The organism is Erwinia aphidicola, from assembly GCF_024169515.1.
Classification (GTDB): Bacteria; Pseudomonadota; Gammaproteobacteria; order Enterobacterales; family Enterobacteriaceae; genus Erwinia; species Erwinia aphidicola.
The window spans coordinates 3,135,584-3,154,052 of sequence record NZ_JAMKCQ010000001.1; the positions used below are offsets into that span (position 1 = coordinate 3,135,584).

The window sequence follows — 18,469 nt, forward strand, 5'->3', positions numbered from 1 at the left end:
GACTCTCATTTTCGCTCCGCCCGCAAATTACTTCTTAATATTCGACGTAAAATCGCGCTGATCGTAGCCAGTATACAACTGGCGCGGACGGGCAATTTTCACGCCGTCGTCATGCATCTCTTTCCAGTGTGCAATCCAGCCCACGGTACGCGCCATCGCGAAGATCACGGTAAACATGGAAGACGGAATGCCCATCGCTTTCAGAATGATGCCTGAATAGAAATCGACGTTTGGATAGAGTTTACGTTCGATGAAGTACGGGTCGTTCAGCGCAATGTGTTCCAGCTCCATCGCCACTTCCAGCAGGTCATCTTTCATCCCCAGCTCATTCAGCACTTCATGGCAGGTTTCACGCATGACGGTGGCGCGCGGGTCATAGTTCTTATACACGCGGTGACCGAAGCCCATCAGACGGAACGAATCGTTCTTATCTTTGGCGCGGCGCAGGAACTCAGGAATATGCTCAACGGTGCTGATCTCTTCCAGCATGCGCAGACAGGCTTCGTTGGCGCCGCCGTGTGCGGGTCCCCACAGGGAGGCGATCCCTGCCGCGATACAGGCAAACGGGTTAGCCCCGGAAGAGCCGGCAGTACGCACGGTAGAGGTGGAAGCATTCTGCTCATGGTCAGCGTGCAGGATCAGAATACGATCCATCGCACGCTCCAGCACCGGGTTCACCACGTACTCTTCGCACGGCGTGGAGAACATCATGTTCAGGAAGTTACCGGCATAGGAGAGGTCGTTGCGCGGATAAACAAACGGCTGACCAATGGAATATTTGTAGCACATCGCGGCCATGGTCGGCATTTTCGACAGCAGGCGGAAAGCGGCGATTTCACGATGGCGCTCAATGTTGACGTCCATCGCATCATGGTAGAATGCTGCCAGTGCACCGGTTACACCGCACATCACGGCCATTGGGTGTGAATCACGACGGAAACCACGGAACAGATGGTGAATCTGCTCGTGCAGCATTGTATGGCGCGTCACCGTGGTCTTAAATTCTTCGAACTGCTCTGCGCTTGGGGCTTCGCCATTCAACAGGATGTAGCACACTTCCAGGTAGTTGGAGTGCAAAGCCAGCTGATCAATCGGAAAGCCACGGTGCAGCAGAATGCCTTCATCGCCGTCGATATAGGTGATTTTAGATTCGCAGGACGCAGTAGAGGTAAAGCCGGGGTCAAAAGTGAAGTAACCTTTTGAGCCGAGAGTGCGGACATCAATTTCTTCCTGACCCAATGTGCCTTTTAGCACATTAAGCTCAATAGGAGCTTCGCCATCGAGGGTTAGCGTTGCTTTTTTATCAGCCATTTTACAGTCTCCTTAGCGCCTTATATAGGGATCGTAATCAACAGAATGCGGCATTTCCCCAGCCTCTTGCCTGGCGCATGAGGTAATCAACTCTGTGGCATCTTTTTACGTGCAGGGTACAGAGTGACGGGCGCGTGCTGGCCGGAGTGGCGCAATTCTGATGTGTAACATGGTCGTTCATCGATGCGGTATGGCTATAACAAAAAGTGATAACCAATCCTGATAGTCTATTGATGATCCTGACCAATGTTACATAACTTGTGCTTAGGGGAAAGTGTATCCCCATAACTTTTGTGCATCATAGAACTTTTATCCGTCCGTTTGTAACAAGAATGTTGAACTTTTGTCAAATCAGATAATTAAAATTGTATCAATTGTGAAAATCGTGAGGCTGATCACTGTTCCGCCGAAATGTTCCCAAAGTGTTTGTAGGGGAATTGTAATGAGAATGTGATCCACCTATACTGCCGCCAGGTCTCCGGAAATACCCTGCAGTAGGAGCCACCCAGCGTTTCATACGCGTCGTTTTTGACACTGGACGTTCGTTGTTGTTTTGGTGCCTGGCGCGAATGCTTGCCTTATTAACGCTGTCTGACCCGCCTTCAGGACCGGAGGAAGCAAAATAAGAAAGGCTGTGTGGGCAAAACCGTGAAAAAACAAAGACCTGTCAACTTGGATCTCACTACGATCCGGTTTCCCTTAACTGCAATTGCGTCCATTCTCCACCGCGTCTCCGGCGTGATCACCTTCGTGGCGATCGGGATTCTGCTCTGGCTACTGGGTCTCTCGCTCTCTTCACCCGAAGGCTTCCTGCAGGCATCTGCCGTGATGGACAGCTTTATCGCTAAATTCATTATGTGGGGCATCTTAACCGCACTGGCGTATCATATCGCCGGCGGCATTCGCCATATGATGATGGACTTTGGCTTCCTGGGTGAAACCTTGCAAACTGGCAAGCTCTCCGCGCAAATTGCATTCGGTATCACTGTCGTGCTCTCAATCCTGGCTGGAGTCCTCGTATGGTAAGCAACGCTTCTGCACTGGGTCGCAACGGCATTCATGACTGGTTGCTGCTGCGTGCTGCCGCCATGGTTATGACCCTGTATGTGCTGTATATCCTCGGTTTTATTGTGATGTCTGGGACCCTGACCTATGACATCTGGCGCGGATTTTTTGCATCCTCCTTTACTAAAGTGTTCACCCTTCTGACGCTGTTCTCCATTTTGGTGCACGGCTGGATCGGCATGTGGCAGGTACTGACCGACTACATTAAACCACTGGCGATGCGCATGATGCTGCAGCTGGTGATTGTGGTTGCGCTGTTGGTATATGCGATTTATGGAACTGTAGTAGTGTGGGGTGCGTAATGAAGTTGCCAGTAAGAGAATTTGATGCCGTGGTAATCGGCGCAGGCGGCGCAGGTATGCGCGCCGCGTTACAAATTTCCCAATCGGGCCAGAGCTGTGCCCTGTTGTCTAAAGTTTTCCCAACCCGTTCCCATACCGTGTCTGCGCAGGGTGGTATCACCGTTGCCTTGGGTAATACCCATGATGACAACTGGGAATGGCACATGTACGACACGGTGAAAGGTTCCGACTATATCGGCGACCAGGATGCGATTGAGTATATGTGTAAAACTGGCCCGGAAGCGGTGACCGAATTGGAACATATGGGGCTGCCTTTTTCTCGTCTGGAAGATGGCCGCATCTATCAGCGTCCGTTCGGCGGTCAGTCGAAAAACTTCGGCGGTGAACAGGCGGCACGTACTGCCGCTGCCGCTGACCGTACCGGGCATGCTCTGCTGCATACGCTGTATCAGCAGAATCTGAAGAACAAAACCACTATCTTCTCCGAATGGTATGCGCTGGATCTGGTGAAAAATGCCGATGGCGCTATTGTCGGCTGCACTGCGCTGAATATTGAAGATGGTGAAGTCGTCTACTTTAAAGCGCGAGCCACTGTTCTCGCAACCGGCGGAGCCGGGCGTATTTATCAGTCGACCACTAACGCCCATATCTGTACCGGCGATGGTGTCGGCATGGCGCTGCGAGCCGGTGTGCCGGTGCAGGACATGGAAATGTGGCAGTTCCACCCAACCGGCATTGCCGGGGCGGGTGTACTGGTAACGGAAGGCTGTCGTGGTGAAGGCGGATATCTGCTGAATAAACACGGCGAGCGCTTTATGGAGCGTTACGCACCGAATGCCAAAGACCTCGCCGGTCGCGATGTGGTCGCGCGCTCAATGATGATCGAGATCCGCGAAGGGCGCGGCTGCGAGGGGCCTTGGGGGCCACACATCAAACTGAAACTGGATCACCTGGGCAAAGATGTCCTTGAGTCCCGCCTGCCGGGTATTCTGGAGCTGTCCCGCACCTTTGCTCACGTTGATCCGGTAAAAGAGCCGATTCCGGTCATTCCTACCTGCCACTATATGATGGGCGGTATTCCAACACGCGTGACTGGCCAGGCGTTAACCGTTAACGACAAAGGCGAAGATGTGCTGATCCCGGGGCTGTTCGCCGTGGGAGAAATTGCCTGCGTGTCCGTGCACGGTTCAAATCGACTGGGCGGAAACTCGCTGCTGGATCTGGTGGTATTTGGTCGTGCGGCCGGTGTGCATTTGCAAGAGTCGATTGCCGAACAGGGCGAACTGCGCGATGCCACCGAAGAAGAGGTCGACGCTTCTCTGGCACGTCTCAACCGCTGGAATAACAACGTGACCGGTGAAGATCCGGCAGAACTGCGTAAAGCGTTGCAAACCTGTATGCAGCATAACTTCTCGGTATTCCGCGAAGGCGATGCCATGGCAAAAGGTCTGGCAGAGCTGAAAGTGCTGCGTGAGCGCCTGAAGAATGCCCGCCTGGATGACCGTTCTCCAGATTTCAATACTCAGCGTGTTGAGTGTCTGGAGTTGGATAACCTGATGGAAACGGCTTACGCAACCGCAGTTGCAGCTAACTTCCGTACCGAAAGCCGTGGGGCACACAGCCGCTTCGACTATCCTGACCGTGACGATGCAAACTGGTTATGCCACAGCCTGTATCTGCCGCAAAGTGAAAGCATGACGCGCCGTGAGGTGAACATGCAGCCGAAACTGCGTGCGGCCTTCCCGCCGAAAGCGCGTACATACTAGTTTGCGGAGATAATCATGAGACTCGAATTTTCCATCTATCGCTATAACCCGGAAGTCGACGATGCTCCGCGTATGCAGGAATATACGCTGGAGTCAGAAGACGGCCGTGACATGATGCTGCTGGACGCGCTGATGCGTCTGAAAGAGAAAGACCCGACGTTAGCGTTCCGCCGCTCCTGCCGTGAAGGAGTGTGTGGTTCCGACGGTATCAACATGAACGGTAAAAATGGTCTTGCCTGTATTACCCCAGTCTCTGCATTGGGCAATGGTAAACAGAAGATTGTCATCCGCCCGCTGCCCGGTTTACCGGTAATCCGCGATTTGGTGGTAGACATGGGGCAATTCTATACTCAATATGAGAAAATTAAGCCTTACCTGTTGAATAATGGGCAGAATCCACCAGCAAGGGAGCATCTGCAGGAGCCAGAACAGCGTGAAAAGCTCGATGGCCTGTACGAATGTATTCTTTGCGCCTGCTGCTCCACCTCATGCCCGTCATTCTGGTGGAATCCGGACAAATTTATTGGTCCGGCAGGCCTGCTGGCCGCTTACCGTTTCCTGATTGACAGCCGCGACACCGAAACCGATGCGCGCCTCGACAATCTGAATGATGCTTTCAGCGTTTTCCGCTGTCACAGCATTATGAACTGTGTAAGCGTATGTCCGAAAGGGCTGAACCCAACGCGTGCGATCGGCCATATTAAGTCGATGCTGCTGCAGCGGGGCGCATAGCGTTAAACACCGGGAGCCTCAGGTTCCCGGCGTTTTACCAGGCGATCTTTGTAAGGTGTTTTCGGTACTGAATCATGCCGGAAACCCTTTGCAAAGGTTCCCTTACGGGCCTTTCGCTCGTATCGAAGAACCGTACCACGGTAAGCCGTTAACGCGGCGGGGACTTGCAAAGGTTCCACTAATACAACCACGGCGAAAAAAAAAGCACACATATGCTTAAGGGATCACAATGCAGAACAGCGCGATGAAACCCTGGCTGGACTCCACCTGGCTGGCCGGCGCGAACCAGTCCTACATAGAGCAGCTCTATGAGGACTTTTTAACCGATCCTGACTCTGTCGATGATGCCTGGAAGACGCTTTTCCAGCAGCTTCCTGGCACTGGGGTTAGACCTGAGCAATTTCACTCCACCACTCGCGAATATTTCCGCCGTCTGGCGAAAGATGCTTCGCGCTATACGGCCTCTGTTAGCGATCCTGAAACCAATGCCAAACAGGTTAAGGTACTGCAGCTGATCAACGCGTTCCGATTCCGCGGTCATCAGCAGGCAAACCTCGATCCGCTTGGCCTGTGGAAACAGGAAGATGTTCCGGATCTCGACCCAGCCTATCACGGCCTGAGCGATGCAGATTTCCAGGAGAGTTTTAACGTCGGGTCCTTCGCCATTGGCAAAGAGACGCTAAAACTGGCGGACCTGTATGCTGCACTGAAACAGACCTATTGCGGTTCGATCGGTGCGGAGTACATGCACATCACCAACACGGAAGAAAAGCGCTGGATCCAACAGCGTCTGGAATCCGTAGTGGGGCAGGCCTCTTACTCTGTTGAAGAGAAAAAGGGCTTCCTCAAACAGCTGACCGCAGCAGAAGGTCTGGAGCGTTACCTCGGGGCGAAATTCCCGGGTGCCAAACGCTTCTCACTGGAAGGTGGCGATGCGCTGGTGCCAATGCTCAATGAGATGATCCGCCATGCCGGTAAGAGCGGCACGCGCGAAGTGGTGCTGGGTATGGCGCACCGTGGTCGTCTGAACGTACTGATCAACGTGCTGGGCAAAAAGCCTCAGGACCTGTTCGACGAATTCTCCGGCAAGCATAAAGAGCACCTCGGTACCGGCGACGTGAAGTACCATATGGGCTTCTCTTCTGATGTGGAAACCGAAGGCGGCATGGTTCACCTGGCGCTGGCGTTTAACCCATCGCATCTGGAGATCGTCAGCCCGGTAGTGATGGGATCGGTACGTGCCCGTCTCGACCGTCTGGATGAACCGAGCAGCAACAAAGTATTACCGATTACCATTCACGGCGATGCCGCGGTAATCGGGCAGGGCGTGGTGCAGGAAACCCTGAACATGTCCCAGGCTCGCGGCTATGAAGTGGGCGGTACCGTGCGTATCGTGATCAATAACCAAATTGGTTTCACCACCTCAAACCCGAAAGATGCTCGCTCTACGCAGTACTGTACTGATATTGGTAAAATGGTGCTGGCACCTATCTTCCACGTCAATGCCGACGACCCGGAAGCGGTGGCCTTTGTTACCCGCCTGGCGTTGGATTTCCGTAACACCTTTAAACGCGATGTGTTTATCGATCTGGTCTGCTATCGCCGTCACGGTCACAACGAAGCTGATGAGCCAAGCGCCACGCAGCCGGTGATGTACCAGAAAATCAAGAAGCACCCGACACCGCGTAAAATCTATGCTGACAAGCTGGAAGCTGAAAAAGTCGCCAGCCTGGAAGATGCCACGGAAATGGTCAACCTGTACCGTGATGCGCTGGATGCCGGTGAGTGCGTTGTGCCGGAATGGCGCCCGATGAGCCTGCACTCCTTTACATGGTCGCCTTATCTGAACCATGACTGGGATGAAGGTTATCCTGAAACCATCGAACTGAAGCGCCTGCAGGAACTGGCTAAGCGCATCAGTACGGTGCCGGAAGCGGTGGAAATGCAGTCGCGCGTTGCCAAGATTTACAATGACCGTGCAGAGATGGCGGCCGGCAACAAAATGTTCGACTGGGGCGCTGCAGAAAACCTCGCTTATGCCACGCTGGTTGATGAAGGCATTCCATGCCGTCTCTCCGGTGAGGATATGGGGCGCGGAACCTTCTTCCACCGTCATGCCGTCATCCACAATCAGGCTAACGGCTCGACTTACACGCCGTTGCAGCACGTTCATAACGGTCAGGGCATCTTCAAAGTCTGGGACTCCGTCCTGTCGGAAGAAGCCGTGCTGGCATTTGAATATGGTTATGCGACTGCGGAACCGCGCACCCTGACTATTTGGGAAGCGCAGTTCGGTGACTTCGCCAACGGTGCTCAGGTGGTTATCGACCAGTTCATCAGCTCTGGCGAACAGAAATGGGGCCGTATGTGTGGCCTGGTGATGCTGCTGCCGCATGGTTACGAAGGCCAGGGTCCGGAACACTCTTCCGCACGCCTTGAGCGTTATCTGCAGCTTTGCGCCGAGCAGAACATGCAGGTTTGCGTGCCTTCAACGCCAGCACAGGTTTACCACATGCTGCGCCGTCAGGCTCTGCGCGGCATGCGCCGTCCGCTGGTGGTGATGTCACCGAAGTCACTGTTACGTCATCCACAGGCAGTATCTTCACTGGAAGAGCTGGCCAATGGTGCGTTCCAGACGGCAATTGGTGAGATCGACGACCTTGATCCTCAGGGCGTGAAACGCGTTGTGCTGTGCTCCGGTAAGGTCTACTACGACCTGCTTGACAAGCGCCGCAAAAATGAACAAACCAACGTCGCCATCGTGCGTATTGAGCAGCTCTATCCGTTCCCGCATAAAGCGGTGCAGGATGTGCTGCAACAGTATTCCCACGTGCATGACTTTGTCTGGTGTCAGGAAGAGCCACTGAACCAGGGTGCCTGGTATTGCAGCCAGCACCATTTCCGCGAAGTCGTGCCGTTTGGGGCTTCATTACGTTATGCCGGTCGTCCTGCATCTGCATCACCGGCAGTAGGCTATATGTCCGTTCACCAGACGCAGCAGCAAGATCTGGTTAATGACGCGCTGAACGTTGAATAATTAAGGATAAATAATGAGTAGCGTAGATATCGTTGTTCCTGACCTGCCTGAATCCGTCGCCGATGCCAGCGTGGCAACCTGGCATAAAAAGCCCGGCGACAGCGTTAAGCGTGATGAAGTGCTGGTAGAAATTGAAACCGATAAAGTGGTGCTGGAAGTTCCTGCACCTGCGGATGGTGTGCTGGAAGCGATTCTGGAAGAAGAAGGCGCGACCGTGCTTTCTCGCCAGGCGCTGGGTCGCCTGAAAGAAGGCAACAGCGGCGGTAAAGAGACCTCAGCTAAAGCAGAAAGCAATGATTCTACTCCGGCACAGCGCCAGACTGCTTCGCTGGAAGAAGAGAGCAATGACGCACTGAGCCCGGCGATCCGTCGCCTGATTGCTGAGCACAGCCTTGATGCCGCAGCCATTAAAGGCACGGGTGTCGGTGGCCGAATCACGCGTGAAGATGTGGAAAAACATCTGGCTAAAGCACCTGCGAAAGCGGAAGAACCTAAAGCGGCACCTGCTGCTGCTGCTCCAGCAACTTCACTCGGCAACCGTAGCGAAAAACGCGTTCCGATGACGCGCCTGCGCAAACGCGTCGCTGAACGTCTGCTGGAAGCGAAGAACAGCACTGCCATGCTGACTACCTTCAACGAAGTGAACATGCAGCCAATCATGTCACTGCGTAAGCAGTACGGTGAAGCGTTCGAGAAACGTCACGGTGTGCGTCTGGGCTTTATGTCCTTCTACATCAAAGCGGTGGTTGAAGCGCTGAAGCGTTACCCGGAAGTGAATGCCTCCATTGATGGCGAAGATGTGGTTTACCACAACTACTTCGACGTCAGCATCGCGGTTTCCACGCCGCGCGGTCTGGTGACGCCAGTGCTGAAAGATGTTGATGCGCTGAGCATGGCGGATATCGAGAAGAAAATTAAAGAGCTGGCGGTGAAAGGGCGCGACGGTAAGCTGACCGTTGACGAACTGACCGGCGGTAATTTCACCATCACCAACGGTGGTGTGTTCGGCTCGCTGATGTCTACCCCGATCATCAACCCACCGCAGAGCGCGATCCTTGGCATGCACGCCATTAAAGATCGTCCAATGGCGGTGAATGGTCAGGTGGTGATCCAGCCAATGATGTATCTGGCACTCTCTTACGATCACCGTCTGATCGATGGCCGCGAATCTGTCGGCTATCTGGTCGCAATCAAAGAACTGCTGGAAGATCCACAGCGTCTGCTGCTGGATGTCTAACCCCCTGGGCACGGCCTTGCGCCGTGCCCAACCCTATGTGTAGCCACAACGTGGCTAAGTCTTTTCAGACCTGAATGGATAGAACATCATGAACTTACACGAATATCAGGCAAAACAGTTGTTTGCACGGTATGGCTTACCGGCACCAACCGGTTATGCCTGCACCACGCCACGCGAAGCAGAAGAAGCCGCCTCTAAAATTGGTGCCGGCCCGTGGGTAGTGAAATGTCAGGTTCATGCCGGTGGCCGTGGTAAAGCGGGCGGTGTGAAAGTGGTAAACAGTAAAGAAGACATCCGCGCATTCGCTGAAAACTGGCTGGGCAAACGTCTGGTGACCTACCAGACAGACGCACATGGTCAGCCGGTTAACCAGATTCTGGTTGAATCTGCGACCGACATCGACCAGGAGCTGTACCTGGGCGCGGTAGTCGACCGTGGCACGCGTCGTGTGGTGTTTATGGCCTCTACTGAGGGCGGCGTAGAAATTGAGAAAGTCGCGGAAGAAACCCCGCACCTGATCCATAAAATGGCGCTGGACCCGCTGACCGGACCACAGCCCTATCAGGGCCGTGAGCTGGCGTTCAAACTGGGTCTGACCGGTAAGCAGGTTGGCCAGTTCACCAAGATCTTCATGGGTCTGGCAACGCTGTTCCTGGAGCGTGACCTGGCACTGGTTGAGATCAACCCGCTGGTCATCACCAAGCAGGGCGATCTGGTCTGCCTGGACGGTAAACTGACTGCCGACGGCAACGCACTTTTCCGTCAGCCTGAGCTGCGCGAAATGCGTGACCCAAGCCAGGAAGACTCACGCGAAGCACACGCAGCGCAGTGGGAACTGAACTATGTGGCACTGGAAGGTAACATCGGCTGCATGGTAAACGGCGCCGGTCTGGCAATGGGCACCATGGACATCGTGAAGCTGAGTGGTGGCCAGCCAGCTAACTTCCTGGACGTTGGCGGCGGCGCAACCAAAGAGCGCGTCACCGAAGCGTTCAAAATCATCCTGTCTGACGACGCGGTGAAAGCCGTATTCGTTAACATCTTCGGCGGCATCGTACGCTGCGACCTGATTGCTGACGGTATTATTGGCGCGGTCGCTGAAGTGGGCGTGAACGTACCGGTAGTGGTCCGTCTGGAAGGTAACAATGCCGAGTTGGGTGCCAAGAAACTGGCAGACAGCGGCCTGAATATTATTGCAGCAACCAGCCTGAGTGACGCGGCGCAGCGCGTTGTTGCCGCAGCGGAGGGTAAATAATGTCTATTTTGATCGATAAAAACACCAAAGTTATCTGCCAGGGCTTCACCGGTGGGCAGGGTACTTTCCACTCCGAGCAGGCATTAGCTTATGGTACTCAGCTGGTTGGCGGTGTCACCCCAGGCAAAGGCGGTACTGAGCACCTCGGTCTGCCGGTATTCAACACCGTACGCGAAGCCGTAGAAGCCACGGGGGCAACTGCCTCTGTGATCTATGTTCCTGCTCCGTTCTGCAAAGACGGTATCCTGGAAGCTATCGATGCAGGCATCAAGCTGATCATCACCATCACTGAAGGTATTCCAACGCTGGATATGCTGACGGTAAAAGTGAAGCTGGATGAAGCTGGCGTGCGTATGATCGGTCCAAACTGCCCGGGTGTTATCACCCCAGGCGAGTGCAAAATCGGCATCATGCCAGGTCACATCCACCAGCCGGGCCGTATCGGTATCGTTTCCCGCTCTGGTACGCTGACTTATGAAGCCGTTAAGCAGACTACAGACATTGGCTACGGCCAGTCTACCTGCGTGGGTATCGGTGGTGACCCGATTCCGGGCTCTAACTTTATCGATATCCTGAAGCTGTTCCAGGATGACCCACAGACTGAAGCGATTGTGATGATCGGTGAGATCGGTGGTAGCGCAGAAGAAGAAGCGGCTGCGTTTATCAAAGAGTACGTCACCAAGCCGGTTGTCGGTTACATTGCAGGCGTGACCGCGCCTAAAGGTAAGCGTATGGGCCATGCGGGTGCAATTATTGCAGGCGGTAAAGGGACAGCTGACGAGAAGTTTGCTGCACTGGAAGCGGCAGGCGTGAAAACCGTGCGCAGCCTGGCTGACATCGGTGACGCGGTGAAAGCGGTTCTGCCTCAGTAAGCACGCTGTGCAATACAGCAAAAAAAGCCACCTGCGGGTGGCTTTTTTATCTTCTTATGCCACACTTTTATCAGCTTAAGATTTAACTTTATTTTTTATCCATCCATCGGGTAAAAATCATTTAACCTAAAATAACCACGATCTTGTGTTTATTTTTAACGCCCATCTGGAAAGCGCATACAATAACTTAACATCTCCTTTTTGCTACCATATTAATGCCAGTCATTATCTTAATCTGGATCAAGAAAAGCAGGTTTATTTATCGTCTTTATTGCTGGAAAGTGTCTTAGCTTTTAGTTTAAATTGCGCTGTATCAATTTGGCGGGTTTACCTATATCGCTCAGCAAATTGATGTGAAAAGTGAAAAATAATACTGTCGTCACAAAACCGCTTTAAAGTTGTGTGTATAAAGGCGTACAATAGTAAAACCTCTAAAATTAGCGTGTTTAAGCCGTTGGTAACCTTTAGTCGTCAGGCTAAGGCGTCGCGCCCTGCGTCGAAAACTACCATGGGATAAAATTTCATTTGTTGGAGATTTCGTCGAGAATAACTGAGTGTTTTACTCGGGTATTATTCAGCGCGATCTGCTAGCGGAGCAAGGAGTCGAAATGTTGGATATTGTCGAACTGTCGCGATTACAGTTTGCCTTGACTGCCATGTATCATTTCCTGTTTGTGCCATTAACGCTGGGTATGGCGTTTTTACTGGCAATCATGGAAACCGTATATGTTCTGTCCGGCAAACAGATCTATAAAGATATGACCAAATTCTGGGGCAAGTTATTTGGTATTAACTTTGCTCTGGGCGTCGCCACCGGGCTTACCATGGAGTTTCAGTTCGGCACCAACTGGTCTTACTACTCTCACTATGTCGGGGATATCTTCGGTGCTCCGCTCGCCATTGAAGGTTTAATGGCGTTCTTCCTTGAATCCACCTTTGTCGGTCTATTCTTCTTCGGCTGGGATCGTCTGGGTAAAGTACAGCATATGGCTGTGACCTGGCTGGTGGCATTAGGCTCAAACCTTTCCGCCCTGTGGATTCTGGTGGCAAATGGCTGGATGCAAAACCCGGTTGCCTCCGATTTCAACTTCGAAACCATGCGCATGGAGATGATCAGCTTCTCTGAACTGGTCCTCAACCCCGTTGCTCAGGTTAAATTCGTTCACACCGTGGCGGCAGGCTATACCTGCGGTGCGATGTTTATCCTTGGGGTCAGCTCCTACTATCTTCTGCGCGGGCGCGATATGGCCTTTGCCAAACGCTCCTTTGCCATTGCCGCCAGCTTTGGCATGGCCGCTATCCTCTCCGTCATCGTGCTGGGTGATGAGTCAGGCTACGAAGTCGGTGACGTGCAGAAAACCAAACTGGCGGCTATTGAAGCCGAATGGGAAACCCAGCCAGCCCCGGCGGCGTTTACCCTGTTTGGTATTCCCGATCAGGAAGCACAGCGCAATAACTATGCTATTCAGATCCCCTGGGCGCTGGGCTTAATTGCCACTCGCTCCGTGGATAAGCAGGTGACCGGCCTGAAAGAGCTGATGAGCGAGCACGAAGTGCGTATTCGTAACGGCATGAAGGCTTATCAGCTGCTGCAGCAGCTTCGCACCGGCAATCAGGATCCTGCCGTACGTGCTGAATTCAATGCGGCCAAGAAGGACCTCGGTTACGGGCTGTTGCTGAAACGCTATACGCCGAACGTAGCGGATGCCAGCGAAGCACAAATCCAGCAGGCCACTAAAGATTCGATTCCTGCCGTGGCGCCGCTCTACTTCTCATTCCGCATTATGGTGCTGTGTGGCGTACTGATGCTGTTGATTATCGGCCTGTCATTCTGGTCGGTGATCCGCAATCGCATCGGCAAGTGCCCGCTGCTACTCAAATGCGCGCTATACGGTATTCCGTTACCGTGGATCGCCATTGAGTCAGGCTGGTTTGTTGCTGAATACGGCCGCCAGCCGTGGGCCATCGGTGAAGTGCTGCCAACCGCCGTGGCGAACTCGTCACTGACCATTGGCGATCTGCTGTTCTCCATCGGACTGATTTGCGGTCTGTATACGCTATTCCTGGTCGCTGAAATGTATCTGATGTTCAAGTTTGCGCGCCTTGGCCCAAGCAGCTTGAAAACCGGGCGCTATCACTTTGAACAGTCCGCCACCGCGCCGCAGCCGGTTCGATAAGACAGGAGTGCACACATGTTAACTTATGAACTAATGCGTTTTATCTGGTGGCTGCTGATTGGCATCCTGTGTATCGGATTCGCCATCACCGATGGTTTCGATATGGGGGTGGGGGTGCTGTCGCGCATTCTCGGCCGTACCGATACCGAACGCCGCATCATGATCAACAGTATCGCCCCGCACTGGGACGGCAACCAGGTTTGGCTGATCACTGCCGGCGGTGCACTGTTTGCCGCCTGGCCTACCGTCTATGCGGCGGCCTTCTCCGGCTTCTACGTGGCGATGATCCTGGTGCTGGCCTCGCTGTTCTTCCGTCCGGTCGGTTTTGACTACCGCTCGAAAATAGAAGATCCGCGCTGGCGTGGAATGTGGGACTGGGCAATCTTTATTGGCAGCTTTGTACCACCGCTGGTGATCGGGGTGGCGTTCGGTAACCTGCTGCAGGGCGTGCCTTTCCATATTGATACTGACCTGCGCTTGTTCTACACCGGCAACTTCTTCCAGCTGCTTAACCCGTTTGGCCTGCTGGCAGGTATCGTTAGCCTGATGATGTTCCTGACTCAGGGGGCAACTTATCTGCAGATGCGTACCGTGGGTGAGCTGCACCTGCGCGCGCGTATTACCGCGCAGATCTGTGCGCTGGTTATGATGGTGTGCTTTGTGCTCGCAGGCGTCTGGGTGGTTTATGGAATTGACGGTTACGTGGTGACCTCGGTACTGGATCATAACGGCCCGTCCAACCCGCTGGTGAAAGAAGTGAGTCAGCAGGCGGGTGCCTGGATGGTGAATTTCAACAATGCACCGATTCTCTGGACCATTCCGGCGCTGGGCGTGGTGCTGCCGCTGCTGACCATTATGTGTTCGCGGCTGGAAAAAGGGGCGTGGGCATTTGTCTTCTCTTCCTTAACCATGGCGTGCGTGATCCTGACGGCGGGGGTAGCGATGTTCCCGTTCGTGATGCCTTCCAGCACCGTACCTAACGTCAGCCTGACGATGTGGGATGCCACGTCGACGCTGCTGACCCTGAAAGTGATGACCGTGGCAGCCATTATCTTTGTGCCAATCATCCTGGCTTATACAACCTGGTGTTACTACAAGATGTTCGGTCGCCTGACCAAAGAGCATATTGAAGGTAACAGCAATTCTCTCTATTAACAGAAGGAGCGTCATCATGTGGTATTTTGCCTGGATCCTCGGCACGCTGCTGGCCTGTGCCTTCGGTATTATTACAGCCCTGGCGTTAGAGCAGGCTGAAGCGGCAAGCGCTGAAGAGAAATCGTAATGGGGGAGGGCATCGCTCGTCTTTATCAACTGATGGATAAGGGCCCGTTACGGGCGCTGTCCCTGGCGGCGGCGTTGCTGCTGGCGGGCTGCATGTTTTGGGACCCGTCACGCTTCGCAGCCAACAGCAGCGAACTGACTATCTGGCAGGGGTTACTGCTGATGTGGGCGGTGTGTGCCGGGGTGATCCACGGTGTTGGATTCCGCCCCCAGCGTCTGCGCTGGCGTGGGTTATTTGCGCCACTGCCCGCGCTGCTGATATTGCTGAGCGGGGTCGGCTTTTTCTTCCTTTAAGCATGCCATGGGCCAGGTTTCTCTGGCCCATAATTTTTCCCGCTAAATTCCACTTCATTCCCGCCTTCGCCAATCTTTTTTTACCTGCTTTTTTGTCAATCATTGTTTAACAAATATGCTGAAATCAGTGAAGTTGTTACCGCCGGATAATTATTTTCGTAACCCTCTGGCAATCCATTCCCAAGCAGTTAGCTCTTGCGTATAGTAGCAACGTTTTCCTGTACCAATGATTAGCATTACCGGGATGTAGAGTGAGTACAACGCTGTTTCGATGGCCGGTGCGTGTCTATTACGAAGATACCGATGCCGGTGGTGTGGTTTACCATGCCAGCTATGTCGCTTTTTATGAACGGGCACGGACTGAAATGTTGCGCCAGCACCATTTCAATCAGCAGGCTTTGCTGGAACAGCAGGTCGGCTTTGTCGTGCGTCGTATCACGGTCGATTACCTTGCAGCTGCCCGTCTCGATGATATGCTCGACGTGCAGAGCGAGGTCATTGCCATGAGCAGAACGACCATGACATTCGCACAACGCATCGTTAATGCAGAAGGCCGTGTGCTCAATGAAGCAGAAGTCCTTATTGCCTGCATCAATCCACATCTAATGAAGCCGATAGCGCTTCCCAAGTCTATTGTCGCGGAGTTCAAGCAGTGACTGACATGAACATTCTTGATTTGTTCCTGAAGGCGAGCCTTCTGGTCAAACTTATCATGTTGATTTTGATCGGGTTTTCTATCGCCTCCTGGGCCGTTATCATTCAGCGTACCCGTATTCTGAATGCTGCCACGCGTGATGCGGATGCCTTCGAAGATAAGTTCTGGTCCGGTATCGAGCTGTCTCGTCTCTATCAGGAAAGCCAGGCCCGTCGCGATGAGCTGGGCGGTTCTGAGCAGATTTTCTACGCAGGCTTTAAAGAGTTTGCCCGTCTGCATCGTGCCAACAATCACGCGCCGGAAGCGGTCGTAGAAGGCGCGACGCGCGCTATGCGCATCTCCATGAACCGTGAACTGGAAGCGCTTGAAAACCACATTCCTTTCCTTGGCACCGTCGGTTCAATCAGTCCGTATATCGGCCTGTTTGGTACGGTGTGGGGGATCATGCATGCCTTTATCGCGCTGGGCGCGGTGAAGCAGGCCACCCTGCAAATGGTGGCACCGGGTATCGCTGAAGCACTGATCGCCACGGCGATTGGTCTGTTTGCAGCCATCCCGGCGGTTATGGCCTATAACCGCCTGAGCCAGCGCGTTAACAAGCTGGAGCAGAACTACGATAACTTCATGGAAGAGTTCACGGCTATCCTGCATCGTCAGGCATTCTCAAGCGACGTCAGCAAGTAAGTCGGAGGTTAGCATGGCCAGAAAACGGGGTCGCGGTGGTCGCCGCGAAGTTAAGTCCGAGATAAATATCGTACCGCTGCTGGACGTGCTGCTGGTGCTGCTGCTGATTTTCATGGCAACGGCGCCCATCATCACCCAGAGCGTGGAAGTCGATCTGCCGGACGCAACGGATTCTAAGACCGTCTCCAGCGATGATAACCCTCCGGTGATCGTCGAAGTTTCCGGAGTCGGGCAGTACAGCCTGGTGGTTGATCACGATCGGATGGAGCAGCTGCCACCGGAACAGGTGGTTGCCGAGGCGCAGCGTCGCATTACGGCTAACCCGAAAACCGTGTTCCTGATTGGCGGAGCCAAAGAAGTGCCTTATGACGAGATCATCAAGGCGCTTAACTTGCTGCATCAGGCCGGCGTTAAGTCTGTCGGATTAATGACGCAGCCGATTTAATTCATTCGAACCGTTTTTGGGAACCGAGAGTGTCGAAGGCAACCGAGCAAGACGAAAAGTTAAAACGTGCCATAACCGTATCAGTCATTTTGCACATCATTTTGATTGCACTACTGGTATGGAGCTCGTTTGACGAAAACATCGACGCCAGCGGCGGCGGTGGCGGTAGCGATATTGATGCAGTGATGGTCGATTCTGGCGCGGTGGTAGAACAGTACAATCGTCAGCAAAATCAGCAGAGCGAAAGCAAACGTGCCGAACAGCAGCGCCAGAAACAGGCGCAGCAGCAGGCGGAAGAGCTGCAGCAAAAGCAGGCTGCTGAACAGAAGCAGCTAAAGCAGATGGAGAAAGAGCGTCTGCAGGCGCAGGAAGAAGCCAAACAGCAGGCCGCACAACAGGCGGCTGAGCAGAAACAGGCAGCGGACGCGGCGAAGCAGGCGCAGCAGGAGCAAAAACAGGCAGAAGCCGCCGCGGCAAAAGCGAAAGCCGATGCCAAAGCTCAGGCGGATGCCCAGGCGAAATCTGCGGCTGACGCCCAGAAAAAAGCGGCAGAAGAGGCTAAAAAAGCCGCTGCTGATGCGAAGAAACAAGCTGAGGCCGAAGCGAAGCAGGCCGCCGCAGAAGCCGCTAAAGAGAAAGCCGTGGCCGATGCGAAAGCCAAGGCGACCGCGGAAGCCAAAGCGAAAGCAGCGGCGGAGGCGAAAGCAGCCCAGGAAGCGAAACAGCAGGCTGCTGCCGATGCGAAAGCCAAAGCCGCAGAAGAGGCGAAAGAGAAAGCCGCTGCTGCTGCGAAAGAAAAAGCCGAGGCCGCTGCCAAAGCCAAGGCTGATGCTGCCGCTCAGGCAAAAGCTGACGCTGCGGCGAAAGCCAAAGCTGATGCCGCCGCCAAGAAGAAAGCCGCAGCGGAAGCCGCGAAAGAGTCTGGTGATGTCGGTGACCTGCTGGGTGACCTGACTTCAGGTAAAAATGCGCCGAAGTCCGGTAAAGCTGCCGGAGGCGGTGGGGCTGCGGGGCAGGGTACGCAGAAGAAATCCGGTGCGTCTGGTGCTGCTATCGACAGCTATCTGGGCCAGGTAAAAGGCGCAATACAGAGCAAGTTTTACGACGCGGATACCTTTGCAGGGAAAACCTGCGATGTGAAAATTAGTTTGGCAGAGGATGGATTCTTGAAATTTGCTAAGGCAAGCAGTGGTGACCCGGCATTGTGTCAGGCGGCAATTAACGCTGCCAATATGGCGAAAATGCCGAGACCGCCAAGCCCAGAAGTCTGGCAGGCAGTAAAAAACGCCACGCTCGAGTTTAAGCCGTAAGTATTCGGTAATAAGCGGCATGTTGAACTATGTTCACCATGTCGTA

Annotated in this window: 17 protein-coding genes; 16 read left to right on the top strand and 1 reads right to left on the bottom strand. The window is 53.8% G+C overall.

The window, feature by feature from the left end; all coding sequences use genetic code 11:
- Positions 1-27: 27 nt before the first annotated feature.
- Complete coding sequence (locus tag J2Y91_RS14695; protein ID WP_048916730.1) at positions 28-1,311, bottom strand: citrate synthase; 1,284 nt, start codon at positions 1,309-1,311, stop codon at positions 28-30.
- 636 nt (positions 1,312-1,947) lie between these two features.
- Here J2Y91_RS14695 and sdhC point away from each other — a divergent pair.
- The 16 genes from sdhC to tolA all read left to right on the top strand — a co-directional run bounded on the left by sdhC (position 1,948) and on the right by tolA (position 18,423).
- The gene (sdhC, locus tag J2Y91_RS14700) at positions 1,948-2,337 is read left to right on the top strand and encodes a succinate dehydrogenase cytochrome b556 subunit (protein ID WP_048916728.1); all 390 of its coding nucleotides are present in this window, start codon (positions 1,948-1,950) and stop codon (positions 2,335-2,337) included.
- Positions 2,331-2,678, top strand: a complete 348-nt coding sequence (gene sdhD / locus J2Y91_RS14705; protein WP_048916727.1) for a succinate dehydrogenase membrane anchor subunit — start codon at positions 2,331-2,333, stop codon at positions 2,676-2,678. Before sdhC ends, sdhD begins: the two co-directional genes overlap by 7 nt.
- Positions 2,678-4,444 carry a succinate dehydrogenase flavoprotein subunit gene (gene sdhA, locus J2Y91_RS14710; RefSeq protein ID WP_133624164.1) on the top strand — a complete coding sequence of 589 codons (1,767 nt, stop codon included), beginning with the start codon at positions 2,678-2,680 and terminating at the stop codon, positions 4,442-4,444. Before sdhD ends, sdhA begins: the two co-directional genes overlap by 1 nt.
- 15 nt (positions 4,445-4,459) lie before the next feature.
- Positions 4,460-5,176, top strand: a complete 717-nt coding sequence (locus J2Y91_RS14715; protein ID WP_048916725.1) for a succinate dehydrogenase iron-sulfur subunit — start codon at positions 4,460-4,462, stop codon at positions 5,174-5,176.
- A gap of 229 nt (positions 5,177-5,405) precedes the next feature.
- Positions 5,406-8,213 carry a 2-oxoglutarate dehydrogenase E1 component gene (gene sucA / locus J2Y91_RS14720; RefSeq protein ID WP_133624163.1) on the top strand — a complete coding sequence of 936 codons (2,808 nt, stop codon included), beginning with the start codon at positions 5,406-5,408 and terminating at the stop codon, positions 8,211-8,213.
- Between the two features lie 13 nt (positions 8,214-8,226).
- Positions 8,227-9,450 (top strand): 2-oxoglutarate dehydrogenase complex dihydrolipoyllysine-residue succinyltransferase, encoded by a 1,224-nt coding sequence (gene odhB / locus J2Y91_RS14725; protein ID WP_048916723.1) that lies wholly within the window; start codon positions 8,227-8,229, stop codon positions 9,448-9,450.
- Between the two features lie 88 nt (positions 9,451-9,538).
- The gene (gene sucC, locus J2Y91_RS14730; RefSeq protein ID WP_048916722.1) at positions 9,539-10,705 is read left to right on the top strand and encodes an ADP-forming succinate--CoA ligase subunit beta; all 1,167 of its coding nucleotides are present in this window, start codon (positions 9,539-9,541) and stop codon (positions 10,703-10,705) included.
- Positions 10,705-11,577 (top strand): succinate--CoA ligase subunit alpha, encoded by an 873-nt coding sequence (gene sucD / locus J2Y91_RS14735; protein ID WP_048916721.1) that lies wholly within the window; start codon positions 10,705-10,707, stop codon positions 11,575-11,577. Before sucC ends, sucD begins: the two co-directional genes overlap by 1 nt.
- A 608-nt stretch (positions 11,578-12,185) precedes the next feature.
- Entirely contained in the window at positions 12,186-13,754 is a 1,569-nt protein-coding gene (gene cydA / locus J2Y91_RS14740; protein WP_099753589.1) for a cytochrome ubiquinol oxidase subunit I, read from the top strand.
- Positions 13,755-13,769: 15 nt separating this feature from the next.
- A complete protein-coding gene (gene cydB, locus J2Y91_RS14745) occupies positions 13,770-14,909 on the top strand; it encodes a cytochrome d ubiquinol oxidase subunit II (RefSeq protein WP_133624162.1) in 1,140 nt (379 codons plus the stop codon).
- 16 nt (positions 14,910-14,925) lie between these two features.
- Complete coding sequence (cydX, locus tag J2Y91_RS14750) at positions 14,926-15,036, top strand: cytochrome bd-I oxidase subunit CydX (protein ID WP_099753591.1); 111 nt, start codon at positions 14,926-14,928, stop codon at positions 15,034-15,036.
- Positions 15,036-15,329, top strand: a complete 294-nt coding sequence (gene ybgE, locus J2Y91_RS14755; RefSeq protein WP_133624161.1) for a cyd operon protein YbgE — start codon at positions 15,036-15,038, stop codon at positions 15,327-15,329. Before cydX ends, ybgE begins: the two co-directional genes overlap by 1 nt.
- Before the next feature lie 251 nt (positions 15,330-15,580).
- Positions 15,581-15,985, top strand: coding sequence for a tol-pal system-associated acyl-CoA thioesterase (gene ybgC / locus J2Y91_RS14760; protein WP_048916717.1), 405 nt, complete (start codon positions 15,581-15,583; stop codon positions 15,983-15,985).
- Between the two features lie 5 nt (positions 15,986-15,990).
- Positions 15,991-16,668: a Tol-Pal system protein TolQ gene (tolQ, locus tag J2Y91_RS14765; RefSeq protein ID WP_180276721.1), complete on the top strand. Its 678-nt coding sequence runs from the start codon at positions 15,991-15,993 to the stop codon at positions 16,666-16,668.
- 13 nt (positions 16,669-16,681) lie between these two features.
- Positions 16,682-17,113: a colicin uptake protein TolR gene (gene tolR / locus J2Y91_RS14770; RefSeq protein WP_048916715.1), complete on the top strand. Its 432-nt coding sequence runs from the start codon at positions 16,682-16,684 to the stop codon at positions 17,111-17,113.
- Positions 17,114-17,142: 29 nt separating this feature from the next.
- A complete protein-coding gene (gene tolA / locus J2Y91_RS14775; protein ID WP_133624160.1) occupies positions 17,143-18,423 on the top strand; it encodes a cell envelope integrity protein TolA in 1,281 nt (426 codons plus the stop codon).
- The last annotated feature ends 46 nt before the right edge of the window (positions 18,424-18,469 follow it).